This is a genomic window from Pseudomonas sp. QD4 (genome assembly GCF_049199125.1).
In the GTDB taxonomy this organism is placed as follows: Bacteria; Pseudomonadota; Gammaproteobacteria; order Pseudomonadales; family Pseudomonadaceae; genus Aquipseudomonas.
In genome coordinates this window covers 1,115,556-1,129,385 of the sequence record NZ_JBLZOM010000001.1, presented here as the reverse complement: position 1 = coordinate 1,129,385, position 13,830 = coordinate 1,115,556, and the positions used below count along the sequence as shown (strand labels likewise).

General features: G+C 66.3%; 15 protein-coding genes. 11 read left to right on the top strand and 4 right to left on the bottom strand.

Annotated elements, in window-relative coordinates:
- Window positions 1-69: 69 nt before the first annotated feature.
- A complete protein-coding gene (locus tag ACOZJV_RS04995) occupies window positions 70-381 on the bottom strand; it encodes a hypothetical protein (RefSeq protein ID WP_421546990.1) in 312 nt (103 codons plus the stop codon).
- 244 nt (window positions 382-625) lie between these two features.
- Here ACOZJV_RS04995 and ACOZJV_RS04990 point away from each other — a divergent pair, with 244 nt between their 5' ends.
- The 3 genes from ACOZJV_RS04990 to ACOZJV_RS04980 are packed head-to-tail and all read left to right on the top strand — an operon-like array spanning window position 626 to window position 2,801.
- On the top strand, window positions 626-1,270 hold the full coding sequence (locus ACOZJV_RS04990) for a secretin and TonB N-terminal domain-containing protein (RefSeq protein ID WP_201132169.1): 645 nt from the start codon (window positions 626-628) through the stop codon (window positions 1,268-1,270).
- Window positions 1,267-1,812 carry a sigma-70 family RNA polymerase sigma factor gene (locus ACOZJV_RS04985; protein WP_020296056.1) on the top strand — a complete coding sequence of 182 codons (546 nt, stop codon included), beginning with the start codon at window positions 1,267-1,269 and terminating at the stop codon, window positions 1,810-1,812. The genes ACOZJV_RS04990 and ACOZJV_RS04985 overlap by 4 nt, the downstream gene beginning before the upstream one ends.
- A 38-nt stretch (window positions 1,813-1,850) precedes the next feature.
- Window positions 1,851-2,801, top strand: coding sequence for a FecR family protein (locus tag ACOZJV_RS04980; RefSeq protein WP_421546989.1), 951 nt, complete (start codon window positions 1,851-1,853; stop codon window positions 2,799-2,801).
- Window positions 2,802-2,912: 111 nt separating this feature from the next.
- Here the strand turns inward: ACOZJV_RS04980 and ACOZJV_RS04975 are convergent, their stop codons facing one another.
- Window positions 2,913-3,536, bottom strand: a complete 624-nt coding sequence (locus ACOZJV_RS04975; RefSeq protein WP_421546988.1) for a type II secretion system protein GspJ — start codon at window positions 3,534-3,536, stop codon at window positions 2,913-2,915.
- Complete coding sequence (gspH, locus tag ACOZJV_RS04970; RefSeq protein ID WP_421546987.1) at window positions 3,533-3,994, bottom strand: type II secretion system minor pseudopilin GspH; 462 nt, start codon at window positions 3,992-3,994, stop codon at window positions 3,533-3,535. Before gspH ends, ACOZJV_RS04975 begins: the two co-directional genes overlap by 4 nt.
- A gap of 116 nt (window positions 3,995-4,110) precedes the next feature.
- Between gspH and ACOZJV_RS04965 the strand changes: the two genes are divergently transcribed.
- Window positions 4,111-4,542, top strand: a complete 432-nt coding sequence (locus ACOZJV_RS04965; RefSeq protein ID WP_421546986.1) for a type II secretion system protein N — start codon at window positions 4,111-4,113, stop codon at window positions 4,540-4,542.
- A gap of 6 nt (window positions 4,543-4,548) precedes the next feature.
- On the opposite strand, the gene gspI is transcribed toward ACOZJV_RS04965, so the two are convergent.
- On the bottom strand, window positions 4,549-4,938 hold the full coding sequence (gspI, locus tag ACOZJV_RS04960) for a type II secretion system minor pseudopilin GspI (RefSeq protein WP_078473766.1): 390 nt from the start codon (window positions 4,936-4,938) through the stop codon (window positions 4,549-4,551).
- Window positions 4,939-5,086: 148 nt separating this feature from the next.
- On the opposite strand from gspI, the gene gspG reads away from it, so the two are divergent.
- The 7 genes from gspG to gspF all read left to right on the top strand — a co-directional run bounded on the left by gspG (window position 5,087) and on the right by gspF (window position 13,501).
- On the top strand, window positions 5,087-5,536 hold the full coding sequence (gene gspG / locus ACOZJV_RS04955; protein WP_078473767.1) for a type II secretion system major pseudopilin GspG: 450 nt from the start codon (window positions 5,087-5,089) through the stop codon (window positions 5,534-5,536).
- Window positions 5,537-5,544: 8 nt separating this feature from the next.
- A complete protein-coding gene (gspK, locus tag ACOZJV_RS04950) occupies window positions 5,545-6,525 on the top strand; it encodes a type II secretion system minor pseudopilin GspK (protein WP_421546985.1) in 981 nt (326 codons plus the stop codon).
- On the top strand, window positions 6,522-7,688 hold the full coding sequence (gene gspL / locus ACOZJV_RS04945) for a type II secretion system protein GspL (RefSeq protein ID WP_421546984.1): 1,167 nt from the start codon (window positions 6,522-6,524) through the stop codon (window positions 7,686-7,688). Before gspK ends, gspL begins: the two co-directional genes overlap by 4 nt.
- On the top strand, window positions 7,681-8,247 hold the full coding sequence (gspM, locus tag ACOZJV_RS04940; RefSeq protein ID WP_421546983.1) for a type II secretion system protein GspM: 567 nt from the start codon (window positions 7,681-7,683) through the stop codon (window positions 8,245-8,247). Before gspL ends, gspM begins: the two co-directional genes overlap by 8 nt.
- Window positions 8,244-10,610, top strand: coding sequence for a type II secretion system secretin GspD (gene gspD, locus ACOZJV_RS04935; RefSeq protein WP_421546982.1), 2,367 nt, complete (start codon window positions 8,244-8,246; stop codon window positions 10,608-10,610). The genes gspM and gspD overlap by 4 nt, the downstream gene beginning before the upstream one ends.
- A 261-nt stretch (window positions 10,611-10,871) precedes the next feature.
- The gene (gspE, locus tag ACOZJV_RS04930; protein WP_421546981.1) at window positions 10,872-12,290 is read left to right on the top strand and encodes a type II secretion system ATPase GspE; all 1,419 of its coding nucleotides are present in this window, start codon (window positions 10,872-10,874) and stop codon (window positions 12,288-12,290) included.
- The gene (gene gspF, locus ACOZJV_RS04925; RefSeq protein ID WP_078473773.1) at window positions 12,290-13,501 is read left to right on the top strand and encodes a type II secretion system inner membrane protein GspF; all 1,212 of its coding nucleotides are present in this window, start codon (window positions 12,290-12,292) and stop codon (window positions 13,499-13,501) included. Before gspE ends, gspF begins: the two co-directional genes overlap by 1 nt.
- Window positions 13,502-13,830: the final 329 nt, after the last annotated feature.

Below are 13,830 nucleotides of genomic sequence, written 5' to 3'. Positions count from 1 at the left end.
TCCCATGCCCGCAGCGGGTGTAGCGCCGCAGCCAGCCTGGCGCTCGCGGCGATGGCATTGTGCGGTGCCTTATGGCCGTTGCGGCTTCACCGAGGTGCCGAATGTATTGCCCATGCGCACGCTGGTGGCGGCCGGGGTCGATAGGCCGATCTGGTTCGGCGGGCGTTTCTCGACCGGCACGGTCTGCGCCTGCTGGTTGTGCTGCGCGGCCTTGGCGGCGTCCGGGGTGCCGCCCATCTGCTGGCTCAGGCAGCCGTAGTCCGGTGCCTTGTAACCGCCGACGCTGACGTCGACGCAGCCGGTGGCGGGCTCTTCGGCCTGGGCGGCGAAGGGCAGGGCGGCGCACAGCAACAGGCTGGCGAGGGTCGGAAACAGCTTCATCTGGGCCTCCTGGCGGGCCCTAAGGAGTGGGCCGGTATGGGACCTGAGTGTAGTGCAGGGGCACTTGGCCAAAGGTGATGTTTTTTTTGCTATCACCGTAACATCAGATTCATAAATTGGCCTCAGGATGACGGTTTTCAGGGACGCGTCAGCCGTGCAGCGATGCAGAGCAGAGGTCGAGCGGCGGTCTTGGGTGCACGCACGTTTCGCGGGCTGTTGCCTGGCGGTGCTGCTGGGCCTGGCCATGCCCGGCCTGCTGCGGGCCGAGCCATTGGGGCCGCCGCAGATCGACTCGCCGCAGTTGCTGGCGCTGGACCTGCCGGCGCAAAACCTGGCGGACGCCCTGGAAGCTTTCAGTCGTTCGACCGGGATGGCGGTGCTGGTGGACCGCGAGTTGACCCGGGGCCGGCGCTCGATTGGGGTGCACGGCCGTTACAGCGCGCGCGAAGCCTTGGGCCTGTTGCTCACCGGCAGCGGCCTGGTGGCGCGTTATGCCCGCAGCGATGCGTTCACCCTGCAGGTGCCCGAGGCCAGTCAGCCACTGTCGCCCAAGGGGCCACGTGCGGCACGGATCAACAGCAGCTACGCCACGGCGTTGCAGCAGGCGATCGAGCGCAGCCTGTGCCGCTCGCCATTGACCCGACCGGGCAGTTTCCGGGCGCTGGTGCAGGTCTGGATCGGCCCTGACGGCAGCATTGAGCACAGCCGCCTGGTCAGTTCCACGGGTGATGTCCAGCGCGATGAAGCGCTGGTCCGCAGCCTGGGCAGTACCCGGGTCGAACGCCTGGCGCCGAGTTCGTTGCGCCAGCCGCTGACCTTACTTTTGATGCCGGACACCACAGGAACACGCATGGAATGCACAGCACGGGAAGGAGCTTCCGGGGTATGAAAAATACCGGGCACAGTCCGATGGTCAGGTTGTTCTTGACCTCCTACGAGGATTTCAAGGTGCGTCTGCGCCGACGCCTGGGCTCGGAGGACCTGGCCAACGATGTCCTCCACGAAACCTACCTGCGGGTCGACCGCATGGAGGTCCCGCCGAACCTGCTGCAACCCAATGCCTACCTGTACCGCATGGCCCTGAATATTGCCGCCGACCGGCGCCAGTCCGATGCCCGGCTGTTGACCGGCAGCGAAGTCGAAGAGCTGTTGCAGGTGGCCGATGAAGCCCAGGACCCGTCGCGGGTGGTAGGCGGCCAGAAAGAAATCCAGACCCTGCTCAAGGCCCTTTATGAACTGCCGGCGCGGCGGCGCAAGATTTTTATCGCGGCGCGCCTGGAAGAAGCGCCGCACCTGGAAATCTCCCAGCGCTTCGGCATTTCCACGCGCATGGTGGAGAAGGAACTCAAGGCCGCCCTGGGGCACTGCGCCTTGCGCCTGGAAAGAAAAGTCATCCAGCGGTTCGGTCCCGGGGCCGGAAAACCGTCTTAGTCAACGAGTCCCTGATTAATCCGTGAGTATTTGCGCGCTTGAATATTTTTAGCATTTCCACTGCTCGGGATACGCCAGACAGCCGACTGCACAGCGAGGCCCGCGACTGGCTGCTGCTCCTGACCTCGGGCCAGGCCACCGTGGCCGACGCCAGGGCCTTGCGCCAATGGTGCGCGCAGAGCCCGGAGCATGCCCGGGCCTTCGAGCAGGCCAAGGCCCTGTGGCAGCAGTTGGCGCCCGCCGCCGAGCACTGGCAGCAGGCGACGCAGCCCCGGCGTTTCGGGCGGCGGGCGTTCCTGGGTGGGGCGATTGCTGCCTCGGCGGCCTTGTTTATGGTGCGGCTCACGGTGCCCGGCGGTTTTGCCGGGTTGACGGCCGACTACCGCACCGAGGTCGGTGAGCAACGGCGAGTTGAACTGGCCGAGGGCGTCAGCCTCGAACTCAACACCCAGACCCGCATCAACCGCCGGGCATTGGCCGAGGGCGAGCAAGGCATCGAGTTGCTGCAGGGCGAAGTCGAGGTCCTGGCCCAGGCTACGCGGCCGCTCAAGGTCCAGGCTGGCGCCGGCTGGCTGAGCGCGACAAGGGCGCGCTTCAACGTGCGCAACACCGACAGCCGGGTCTGCGTCACCTGCATCGAAGGTTCGGTGGCGGTGGCGGTGGGTGGACGCAGCATGGCGTTGGAGGCAGGCCGCCAACTGATCTACGACGCCCAGGGCATCGGCCAACCGCAGGTGGTGGACACCCAGGCGGTGGTTGCCTGGCGCGAGCAGGTCCTGGTGTTCGACAACGCCAGCCTCAACACCGTGATCGACGAGATCAACCGCTATCGCCCGGGGATGCTGGTGCTGCTCAACGCCGAGTTGGGCAAGCGCAAGGTCCAGGCACGCTTCAGCCTCAACCAGCTGGCCGGCGTGGCCCTGCTGATCCGCGACGCCTACGGCGCCAAATGCACCGAACTGCCGGGCGGCGTGGTCCTGCTCAGTTAGGCCCTGTAGCCGCTGCCGAAGGCTCGGGCCGCGCTGTCCCTCCAACCCATGCGTTCCTTCCGGATGTATCCCGGCGCCCATACGGGCCAGCCTGGTGGCAGCGGCTACAGGTTATTGCAGGGGGCCGAGCACTTGTCGGTAGCGTTCCACGCCTTGGGGTGTCTGGCGCACCAGGCTGATTTCCAGGCCGGGTGGGTTGTCCTGGCGATTGCCGCTGAGTTGCCGCCAGCCTTTGTCGGGGTCCCAGACCCGCAGTTGCAGGTCGCTGACCTGGCTCAGCACCGCCACCGCCTGTTTCGGCGCAGGCAGGGGGTAGCGGTCGCCGGCGGGGGCGGCGGCGCGGTACAGGGTGTCGCCCTTGAGCCACCAACGCACCCGTTGCAGGCCGGCACCCGGGACCGCCGCACTGCGGATCAGGTCCAGGCGAAAGCCCTTGCTGTCCGAGCTGCGCACACTCAGGGCCGGTGGCGCGAGGGGCCGTGGCGGGTCTTCCCGAGGTTCGGCCGAGGTCTGTTCGGGTTCCGCCAGTTCGATCCCGGCCCGCAAGCTGATGTCGCGCTGCAACTGGTTCAAGGCGCGCAACAAGGCTTCAGTCTGCTCGGTGCTGGCCTGCAGATGACGGTCGGCGCGGGTCACGCTGTCCAGCCCGCGCCAGGCAATCAGGCTGACCAGCGCCATGAGCATGATCGCCACCATCACTTCGATCAGGGTAAACCCCTGCTGCGTCCGCTTCATGGCTGGTTCACCAGCCGCAACCGGCCATCCGCGTCGCGTTGCAGGCCGAGGCTGTGCTGCCCGTCGGACAGCACCAGGCGCAACGGCGGGTTGATCCACTCGGCGTCCAGCACCAGGGTTTGCCGGGGCTCGATGCGCACCTGCATCGGCGTGCTGTCCCAGGGCCGTGCATGCAATTGCGGGTCGCCCACGAAGTGCTCCAGCCCCTGGCCATCGGCGCTGCGCCGGCTGAAGCCATAGCCCTTGGCGTCCGCGCGCCAGGTGATCGGGCGCCCATCGACCCGTGCCTCGGCCTGGGCCATTTGCAGCAACTGGCTCAAGCGCTCGGCATCATTGCGCAGCTGTTGCAGCGGGTCGGGCTTGATGCTCAGGCCGACCGCCGCACTGGCGATGCCGATGATCACCAGCACCACCATCAGCTCGATCAGGGTGAAGCCCTGTTGCTTGAGGTTGTTCATGTTCGCGCTCCCTTGCGTCGATCCGATGCTGCACGGCGAAGATGATGGGCGTGTGAAATAAAAACGTGAGAATTGGCCTGTAGGCTGTCGGCACGGACAATCAGGAGGTCCCATCCATGGCATTCGCCCATCGTATTTCAGCTGCGCACGCGGTCCAGGGCCTGGCCTTGCTGGCCGCCCTGGCCGGGGTTGCGACCTGGTCATCATTGCTGCTCACCTCCGCCGAGTCCCACACCCCGCCCGTGGCGCCCCAGGTGCTGGCGGAGCGCAACGACAACCCGGCGCTGCAGTGGTTTTCCAATCGCCCGGCGCCGGTGCAGATCAAGGTCTCCGGGGTACTCAGCGGGGCCCATGGCGCGGTGGCGATCCTCAGCCTCAACGACGGGCCGCCGCGCAGTTTCATGCAGGGCGAACGCCTGAGCCAGGGCGTGCGCCTGGCGGCGATCGAAGGCGATGCGGTGCTGATCGAGCGTGGTGGCGAAACCACGCGCCTGAGCCTGCCCAAGCCAGCGGAGCCGCCGGCCTTGCCGATTCTCACCCGGCCCTAGAGCGGCCTAGGGCAACTTCTTCAGCAGCGCGCGGCCCACCAGGGTTTCCAGGCGCGCCAGGGGCGGTCCGTCTTGGCGCCGGTCCAGCACCTGCACGCTGACCTTGAACAGCCGCGCCTGCGGCCCTTGGCTGATGACCTGTTCGCAACGCAATTGCAGGCGGCCCTGGTCGCACTCGAACACCTGGCTGCCCAGGCTCGGGCGGCCCTCCAGGCGCACCTCGGCGAGGCGGCTCTGGGCGGCCAGCATGGCGATGGATTTGTCCCGCAACAGGCCGTTGCTCTGGGTCATGACCCCGGCCACGCGCACGGCCGCCGACATGGCCACGGCGATGATCGCCAGCGCCACCAGCACTTCGATCAGGGTAAAACCTTGCTCATTTCGCGGGTGTGGCATGGCGTGCTCGGGCCGGGAAACAGGCCCGCAGACTAGCCTTCGGGCTTGACCGATTGGCGACCGAAACACCCGAGGATTTTCAATGCCACTGACATATCTTCTTGCAACACTGCGCGACGAATCCGCAATCAAGCCAAGGAATGTCGAGATGGATATCGCGCACTTCACGTCCCCGCCCCGAGGCCCTCGCGGCCAGCGTGGCTTCACCCTGATTGAGATCATGGTAGTGGTGGTCATTCTCGGGATCCTGGCGGCCATGGTGGTGCCCAAGGTCCTTGACCGGCCGGACCAGGCGCGGGCCACGGCGGCGAAGCAGGACATTGGCGGGTTGATGCAGGCGCTGAAACTCTACCGCCTCGACCACGGCAGCTACCCGAACATGACCCAGGGCCTGAAGGTGCTGGCAGAGCGCCCGGCCGACGCCAAAAACAGCAACTGGCGCTCTTACCTGGAGCGCCTGCCCAACGACCCCTGGGGCCGGCCTTATCACTACCTCAACCCGGGCGCCAACGGTGAGGTCGACGTGTTTTCCCTGGGGGCCGACGGGCAACCCGATGGCGACGGTGTGAATGCCGATATCGGCTCCTGGCAGCTGTAAGGGCGACCATGAAAACCCATTCGCCGAAGCCGGCGAAGCAGCGCGGCATGGCGATTATCAGTGCCTTGCTGATTGCTGCCGTGGTCGCGGTCATCGCCGGAGGCATGCTCACCCGGCAGACCCTGTTCACCCGCACCCTGGAGGCCGAGCAACTGCGGATCCAGGGCAACTGGCAGTTGCAGGGCAGCCTGGAACTGAGCCGCCAACTGCTGTGGGAGGCGCGCCAGCACGAGGTCCTGACCCGCCTCGATCAGGCATGGGCCCAGCCTCTGGGCGGGATCCAGGCGAGCAACCTTGGCGGCGTGTTCGAGGGTCGGCTGGAGGATGAGCAGGGCAAGTTCAACCTGCGCAACCTGGTGCTCAATCAGCAGCCGGACGCCGCCCAATTGCAGAACTTCCAGCGCCTGTGCGCGCTGCTCGGCATCGACGCCAGCCTTGGCCGACGCATCAGCCAGCGGGTGATCGCCTCCTATGACCTGCTGCCTGAGCGGCTGGCGCCAGTGCCGGTGAAGAACGGCTTCGACAGCGGCCGTGAAACCTCACCGGGCAGTGCCGCGCGCCTGCTGCCGGCCAGACAGCCGATGCTGCGCAGCCTGGATGATCTGCGGGGCCTGGAAGGGCTGGATGAACGCCGGCTGAAGCAGCTGGCGGCCTATATCAGCCTGTTGCCGAGCAACACCTGGGTCAACGGCAACACCGCCAGTGCCGAGGTGCTCAGCGCAGTGGTGCCGGGCCTGGGTTTGCCCCGGGCCCGGGCCCTGGTGGCCGAGCGTGACGGCGGTCGTTGGTTTATCAACCGCGGGGACTTTTTCAACCGCCTGCGTTTAAAGGGGCTGGCCCTGGACCAGGTCCAGGTGGGGATCACCAGCGAGTGGTTTCAGCTCAATGGGCAGGTTCGCCGCGAGCAGCGCCGGCTGCATCTTCAGGCGCTGTTGCATCGGCCCGAAGACCGCCTGCCACAGGTGATCTGGTCGCGGGTGGGGGCATGAGCCGGTTGCGGGTCGCCTTGCCGGCCCTGGAACACCTGAGCGCCGAAAGCCTGGTGCAGTTTGCCTGGCTGGACCGCGCCGGACAGGTCAGCCGTGAGGGCCAGGGCAGCCTGGCGCAACTGGGGCTGGCGCACAAGGCGCTGGCGCTGGAGTGCTTCCTGCACCCCCAGGACAGCCTGCTGACCAGCCTCGAATTGCCGCTGTTGCCGACGGCCAAGGTCGCGGCGGCGGTGAATTGCGCGGCCCAGGCGCTGATCCTCGGGCCGTTGCAGGAGATGCATGTGGCCCACGGCCCCCGCGAGAGCAATGGCCTGGTGCAGATTGCCTGGCTGCCCAAGGTGCGCCTGGCCCACCTGGGTCGGGTCCTGGCCCAGGTGCAGCTGAAGGTGCGCGGCCTGTACCCGGCGCCCTATGCCCTGGCGCTGCCGCCCCCTGGACGGCTGACGGTGGCCCTGGCGGCGGAGCATTTGTTGTTGCGCCACAGCCTGCAACAGGGCGCGGTGCATCCCTTGGGCCAGCAGGCACTGCAGGACCTGCTGGCCTCGGGCGCCGAGTTGCAGTGGGTCGGCGAGGGCGCTCCGGCAACGGCGCAGGCGCTGGGCACGGCACAACGCTGGAGCGGCGCGGCACCAACCTGGGGCCTGCACGGTGGGCTCGACGCGCCCCGTGTCGGCGCGGCCGGCTGGGGCCGGGCGCTGGCGTGCGGCGCCCTGGCCGTGGCGATCTGGGCCCTGGGCCTGAACCTGTACGCGGCACGACAGGCCGAAGAGGGGCAGCGGCTCAAGGCGCAGATGAGCCAGCGGGTGAAACAGGCCTTCCCCGAATTGCCGGTGATTCTCAACCCGTTGCAACAGGCCCGCCAGCAATTGGCCGCTCGCCAGAGCGGCACGGCGGCTGACCCCGGGCAACGCTTTGCCAGCCTGTTGCAACTGGCGGGCAAGGCCATGCCGTTTATGGTCGGCGGCGTGCAGCAACTGGAGTTTGAGCAAGGGCGCCTGCACCTGAGGCTGTCGAACGATAGCCAGCAGGGCGCGCCAGGCGACTGGCAAGCGGCCTTGACCCAGGCCGGTTTTGCCGCCGTTCGCGATGAACACGGCTGGACCCTGGGTCCCCTGGCCGAGTCCGCCGAGGCCACGGCTGCCAAGGAGGCCGCGGATGAGTAAGCGCGCGTTGGCCCCGTATCGATTGCGCTGGCAGCGCCTGCGAAGCCAGGCCGAACAGCTGTGGAGCGGCCTGGCGCTGCGGGAGAAGCGCCTGCTGGCGGGCATGGGCCTGGGGCTGTCCGGCCTGCTGCTGTGGATGCTGCTGATCCAGCCGGCGCTGGCCAGGATCGATTACTGGCAAACCGAAACCCCCAAGCTGCGGGCCCAGGCCGAAGCCTTGCACGTGCTGCTGCAAGAGGTCGCCAGCGACCCGCGGCCAACCCCCGGCGCGGACCTGGAACCGGCGTTGCGCCAGGCCCTGGACAGTGCCGGGCTCAAGGACCGTTATCAATTGCAGGCCCCCGATGCTGCGGCGCCCGGCAGTTGGCGCCTGACCTTTCAAGAGGCCCCGGCGGATGCCGTGGTCGGTTGGCTGCTGGGTAGCCCCCGGCAATTTTCCCTGGAGGTGTCCGAGGCTCGCCTGCAACGCGCAGGCGCGGCCCAGGCCGAAGATTCGGCCGGCACATTGTCCGGAACCGTTCGCATGGATCAGGCGCTTGGCGCTAAGGAAGCTTCATGAAGTGGTCAGGATCCAACACCGCGCGCTGTCGCAAGGCCGCGCCCCTGCTATTGCTCGCCCTGGGAGCGTGCAGCAACACCCAGTCGCCGACACCGCCGCCCTTGCTGGTGGACAGCGAACTGGGCCAACCCCTGGCCGATACCCGACGCAGCGGCGACGCCTTGCTCGACCGCCAGCGCCCGGCCAGCAGCCTGGAGCCGCGGCCAAGGGTGCAGCACCCGGTGACCAACAGCGCCCGTGGCCACGCCGCCAATACCCGTGGCAGCGCAGCGCGCAACCCCCTGGGTGAGCAGCCGGTGCAGCTGAACTTTGTCGAGGCCGATATCCAGGCCGTGGTGCGGGCGTTGTCCCGTTCCACCGGCCAGCAGTTCCTGGTGGACCCGCGGGTCAAAGGCACTTTGACCCTGGTCAGCGAGGGGCAGGTGCCGGCTTATCAAGCCTATGCAATGTTGCTCGCGGCGCTGCGCATGCAGGGCTTCAGCGTGGTGGATGTGGGCGGCGTGGCCCAGGTGGTGCCCGAGGCCGATGCCAAGCTGCTGGGCGGGCCGATCTACAGCGCCGACAAACCCGCGGGCAACGGCATGTTGACCCGGACTTTTCGCCTGCAATATGAGAACGCGGTGAACCTGATCCCGGTGCTGCGCCCGATCGTTTCGCCGAATAATCCGATCAACGCCTACCCGGGCAATAACAGCATCGTCGTCACCGACTACGCGGAAAACCTGCAACGGGTGGCGCAGATTATCGACGGCATCGACACCCCGAGCGCCATCGATACCGATGTGGTGGCGGTGCAAAACGGCATCGCGGTCGATATCGCGGCCATGGTGGCCGAGCTGCTGGAAAACCAGGGCGGCGACCAGACGCAAAAAATCAACGTGATCGGCGACCCACGCTCCAACTCGATCATCATCCGCGCCGGCAGCCCGGAACGGACCGAACTGGCACGCAACCTGATCTACAAACTGGACAACGCCCAAAGCAACCCCAGCAACCTGCACGTGGTCTACCTGCGCAACGCCCAGGCCGGCAAATTGGCCCAGGCTCTGCGCGGCTTGCTGACCGGTGAAAGCGACAGCGGTGGCAACGACAATGCCCGTTCGATGCTGAGCGGCATGGGCGGCTCCGGACAAAGCGCCCAGGGCAGCAGCCAGAACAGCAGCGGCACACCCACCGCCAGCGGCAACCTCAATGGCAGCACAGGCAGCAGCGGCTATGCCCAGGGCGCCAGTGCCGCCAGCACCCAGGGCAGCAGCACGGCCCAGAGCGACCAGAGCACCGCGTTCAGCGCAGGCGGCGTCACCATCCAGGCCGACGCCACCACCAACACCCTGTTGATTTCGGCGCCGGACCCGCTGTACCGCAACCTGCGGGAAGTGATCGACATGCTCGACCAGCGCCGGGCCCAGGTGGTGATCGAAAGCCTGATCGTCGAAGTCAACGAAGACGATGCCAGCGAGTTCGGCGTGCAATGGCAGGCCGGCAATTTGGCCGGTACTGGTGGTTTCGGCGGGGTCAACCTGGGGGGGAGCGGGATCAACGGCACACCCACCAGCAAGACCAGCATCGATGTCTTGCCCAAAGGTCTGAACATCGGCCTGGTCAACGGCACGGTGGATATTCCGGGGATAGGCAAAGTGCTGGACCTCAAGGTTTTGGCCCGTGCCCTGAAAAGCAAAGGCGGGACCAATGTGCTGTCAACGCCCAACCTGCTGACCCTGGATAACGAGGCAGCGAGCATTTTTGTCGGGCAGACCATCCCCTTTGTCACCGGCAGCTATGTGACCGGAGGCGGCGGCACCAGCAATAACCCATTCCAGACCGTACAGCGCGAAGAAGTGGGGTTGAAGCTGAATGTGCGGCCGCAGATTTCCGAAGGCGGCACGGTGAAACTGGATATCTACCAGGAAGTCAGCAGCGTCGATCAGCGCGCTTCGGTGGATGCCGGCACTGTCACCAACAAACGCGCAATCGATACCAGCATCCTCCTGGATGACGGGCAGATCATGGTCCTCGGCGGCCTGCTGCAGGACGGCTACAGCCAGAGCAACGACGCCGTGCCCTGGCTGTCGAATATCCCCGGGCTTGGTGCGTTGTTTCGCAATGAAAAACGCAGCGTCAACAAAACCAATCTGATGGTGTTTTTACGCCCCTACATCATCCGCGACAGCGGAGCGGGGCGCAGTATCACCCTGAACCGCTACGACTTCATGCGCCGCGCCCAAGGTGGCCTGCAGCCGGAAAGAAGCTGGGCCATGCCGGATATGCAGGCACCGCAATTGCCCTCGGTAGAGAAGGGCATCCCCGGCGCAACCCCAGCGGCCCAAGGGCCCAGGGCCGTGATCAGGGCGGTGCCGCAATGATTCGGCGCCAACACCCAGGCCGGCCGGAAGGCCGCCGCGCTCTTGATTTTGATCTGCAGCGCCCCGTTAAACCACGATGGCCGGAGCGAGGGCATGCCGAGCCTAGGCGAGGTACCCAATGGTGGGGCAAGAGCCCTTTGGTTACTTTGGGCTGGGCCGGCATTCCGGCTTTTCCAAAGTGACCCGCCGTAAGGGCGGAACCAATACCAGCCCACCCCCCAACAACGGATCTGCCCCCGATCTAAATCCCGCGGAGTCCACATGACCCAACTCCCCTACGCCTGGGCCAAATCCCACCGCATCCTCCTGCGCCAAAGCGAGGCGGGCGCCATACTCCTGGTCTGCCCCTCAACCCCCGGCTGGTCAATCAACGAAGCCCAACGCCAATTCGGCCCCAGCCCCATCGAACACATCCGCGATGACGAACTCGATGGCCTGCTGGCCAGCGCCTACGCTGACACCGGCAGCGCCGCCGCCGTGGTGGGCGCCGCCGAAAACGAAGTCGATCTCGATCGCCTCATGCAAGACATCCCGGAAATCACCGACCTGCTCGACACCCAGGACGGCGCCCCGGTGATCCGCATGATCAACGCCTTGCTAACCCAGGCCGCCCGCGACGAAGCCAGCGACATCCACATCGAGCCCTACGAAACCCATTCCGTGGTGCGCTACCGCGTCGACGGCACCCTGCGCGATGTCGTGTCGCCGCGCAAAGCCCTGCACGGCGCCCTGATCTCACGGATCAAGATCATGGCCCAACTCGACATCGCCGAAAAACGCCTGCCCCAGGACGGCCGCATCGCCCTGCGCGTGGCCGGGCGCCCCATCGATATCCGCGTCTCCACCGTGCCAACCGGCCATGGCGAACGGGTGGTGATGCGCCTGCTGGACAAACAGGCCGGGCGCCTGCAACTGGAAACCCTGGGCATGGACCCTGAGGTGCTGGCCCGGCTCGACAGCCTGATCCGCCAGCCCCACGGCATCGTGCTGGTCACCGGCCCCACCGGCAGCGGCAAAACCACCAGCCTGTATGCCGCTCTGGCCCGACTCGACGCCAGCACCAGCAATATCCTCACCGTCGAGGATCCGGTGGAATACGACCTGCCCGGTATCAGCCAGATCCAGGTCAACGCCAAGATCGACATGACCTTCGCCCTGGCCCTGCGAGCTATCCTGCGCCAGGACCCGGACATCATCATGATCGGCGAAATCCGCGACCTGGAGACCGCGCAGATAGCAGTGCAAGCCTCGCTGACCGGGCACTTGGTGCTGGCAACCTTGCACACCAACGATGCCGTGTCGGCCGTCAATCGCCTGATTGACATGGGGGTCGAACCCTTTCTTCTCGCCTCATCAATGCTCGGAGTCCTCGCCCAGCGTCTGGTGCGCCGCCTGTGCTCGCAGTGCAAGGAAGAGGACCCAACGGCCCCCGGCACCTGGCGCCCACAAGGGTGCGCCGCGTGCAATCACACTGGCTACAGCGGCCGCACCGGGATCCATGAGTTGTTTTGCATCGACGACGATATTCGCACCCTGATTCACCAGGGCGCCGGCGAGCAGGCTCTCAGGGCCGCTGCCCGTAAAGCCGGAATGCTGAGCATGCGCGAGGATGGCGAGCGCTGGGTGCGCAGCGGTGCCACCGCGCCGGAAGAAATCCTTCGCGTAACCCGGGACGCCTGATGAATCGCTATCGCTACGAAGCCGCCGACGCCAGCGGCAAGATCGAGTCCGGGCACCTGGAGGCCGACAGCCAGAGTGCGGCGTTTACCAACCTGCGTGGTCGTGGCCTGACGGCGCTAATGGTGCAACTGGACAGCCATCAGGGAACCAATGGGGCAGGGGGCCTGTTCAGCGCCAAGCTTTCAGACAACGACCTGGCCTGGGCCACCCGCCAATTGGCCAGCCTGCTGGGAGCCAGTCTGCCCCTGGAAGCTGCGCTCAGCGCCACGGTGGAGCAGGCCGAGCGCAAACATATCGCCCAGACCCTGAGCGCGGTGCGCGCCGACGTGCGCAGTGGCATGCGCCTGGCCGAAGCCCTGGCGGCGCGGCCCCGGGACTTTCCGGAGATTTACCGGGCGCTGATTGCCGCAGGCGAGGAGTCCGGCGACCTGGCCCAGGTCATGGAGCGTTTGGCCGACTACATCGAAGAGCGCAACAACCTGCGGGGCAAGATTCTCACCGCCTTTATCTACCCCGGGGTGGTGGGGCTGGTGTCGATCGGCATCGTGATTTTCCTGCTCAGCTACGTGGTGCCCCAGGTGGTCAGCGCGTTTTCCCAGGCGCGCCAGGACCTGCCGGGCCTGACCCTGGCCATGCTCAACGCCAGCGACTTTATTCGCAGTTGGGGCTGGTTGTGTTTCAGCCTGTTGGCAGGCGGTTTCTGGGCGTGGCGCCTGTACCTGCGCAACCCCGCCGCACGCCTGAGCTGGCACAGCCGGATCCTGCGCCTGCCGCTGATCGGGCGTTTTGTGCTGGGCCTGAATACCGCCCGTTTTGCCTCGACCCTGGCGATTCTCGGCGGCGCCGGGGTGCCGTTGCTCAGGGCCCTGGAAGCCGCTCGGCAAACCCTGTCCAACGACCGCCTGAGCCTGAGCGTCAGCGATGCCACGGCCAAGGTCCGTGAGGGCGTCAACCTGGCGGCGGCGTTGCGGGTGGAAAAGGTCTTTCCGCCGGTGCTGATCCACCTGATCGCCAGCGGAGAAAAGACCGGCGCCTTGCCGCCGATGCTGGAGCGCGCGGCGCAGACCCTGTCGCGGGATATCGAACGCCGCGCCATGGGCATGACCGCGTTGCTGGAGCCGCTGATGATTGTGGTCATGGGCGCGGTGGTGCTGGTGATCGTCATGGCGATCCTGCTGCCGATCATCGAGATCAACCAACTGGTGACCTGAGTAAGGTCACCCGGTTTTTATCTGCGGCATGGGGTCAGGCCCGAAAATTTTTCACTGCTGTGCCAGCGCTCCCGACTCCGGGCAGGCGGGTTCTCGGGTTCGTTGTTCTGTCATGTGTCGGGCCCGGCTTCAACAGCGCTGCCGGCTCCCGCCGAGGCCCGCTGAACTCTCGCGCTCACCTGCCCGGCGTGCCCCCGCAAAACCCTGCTGAACACCCGAGAATCCCGGGCAAAAACCCGCGGTTCCTCCCGAGGTTTTTTCCTTTATCTGTCACCGGAAGCTGCGAACTTCTCTACCCATGGCCTCACCCCTCAAGCCCTCTGGATCAA

Bases quoted from the DNA above. Each gene is read 5' to 3' on its own strand.
- gspG (WP_078473767.1), top strand. From the start codon at position 5,087: ATGGATATCGCGCACTTCACGTCCCCGCCCCGAGGCCCTCGCGGCCAG.
- gspM (WP_421546983.1), top strand. From the start codon at position 7,681: ATGAGTAAGCGCGCGTTGGCCCCGTATCGATTGCGCTGGCAGCGCCTG.
- gspF (WP_078473773.1), top strand. From the start codon at position 12,290: ATGAATCGCTATCGCTACGAAGCCGCCGACGCCAGCGGCAAGATCGAG.
- ACOZJV_RS04990 (WP_201132169.1), top strand. From the start codon at position 626: ATGCCCGGCCTGCTGCGGGCCGAGCCATTGGGGCCGCCGCAGATCGAC.
- gspK (WP_421546985.1), top strand. From the start codon at position 5,545: ATGAAAACCCATTCGCCGAAGCCGGCGAAGCAGCGCGGCATGGCGATT.
- gspE (WP_421546981.1), top strand. From the start codon at position 10,872: ATGACCCAACTCCCCTACGCCTGGGCCAAATCCCACCGCATCCTCCTG.
- gspI (WP_078473766.1), bottom strand. From the start codon at position 4,938: ATGCCACACCCGCGAAATGAGCAAGGTTTTACCCTGATCGAAGTGCTG.
- ACOZJV_RS04985 (WP_020296056.1), top strand. From the start codon at position 1,267: ATGAAAAATACCGGGCACAGTCCGATGGTCAGGTTGTTCTTGACCTCC.
- gspH (WP_421546987.1), bottom strand. From the start codon at position 3,994: ATGAACAACCTCAAGCAACAGGGCTTCACCCTGATCGAGCTGATGGTG.
- gspD (WP_421546982.1), top strand. From the start codon at position 8,244: ATGAAGTGGTCAGGATCCAACACCGCGCGCTGTCGCAAGGCCGCGCCC.
- ACOZJV_RS04965 (WP_421546986.1), top strand. From the start codon at position 4,111: ATGGCATTCGCCCATCGTATTTCAGCTGCGCACGCGGTCCAGGGCCTG.
- gspL (WP_421546984.1), top strand. From the start codon at position 6,522: ATGAGCCGGTTGCGGGTCGCCTTGCCGGCCCTGGAACACCTGAGCGCC.
- ACOZJV_RS04975 (WP_421546988.1), bottom strand. From the start codon at position 3,536: ATGAAGCGGACGCAGCAGGGGTTTACCCTGATCGAAGTGATGGTGGCG.
- ACOZJV_RS04995 (WP_421546990.1), bottom strand. From the start codon at position 381: ATGAAGCTGTTTCCGACCCTCGCCAGCCTGTTGCTGTGCGCCGCCCTG.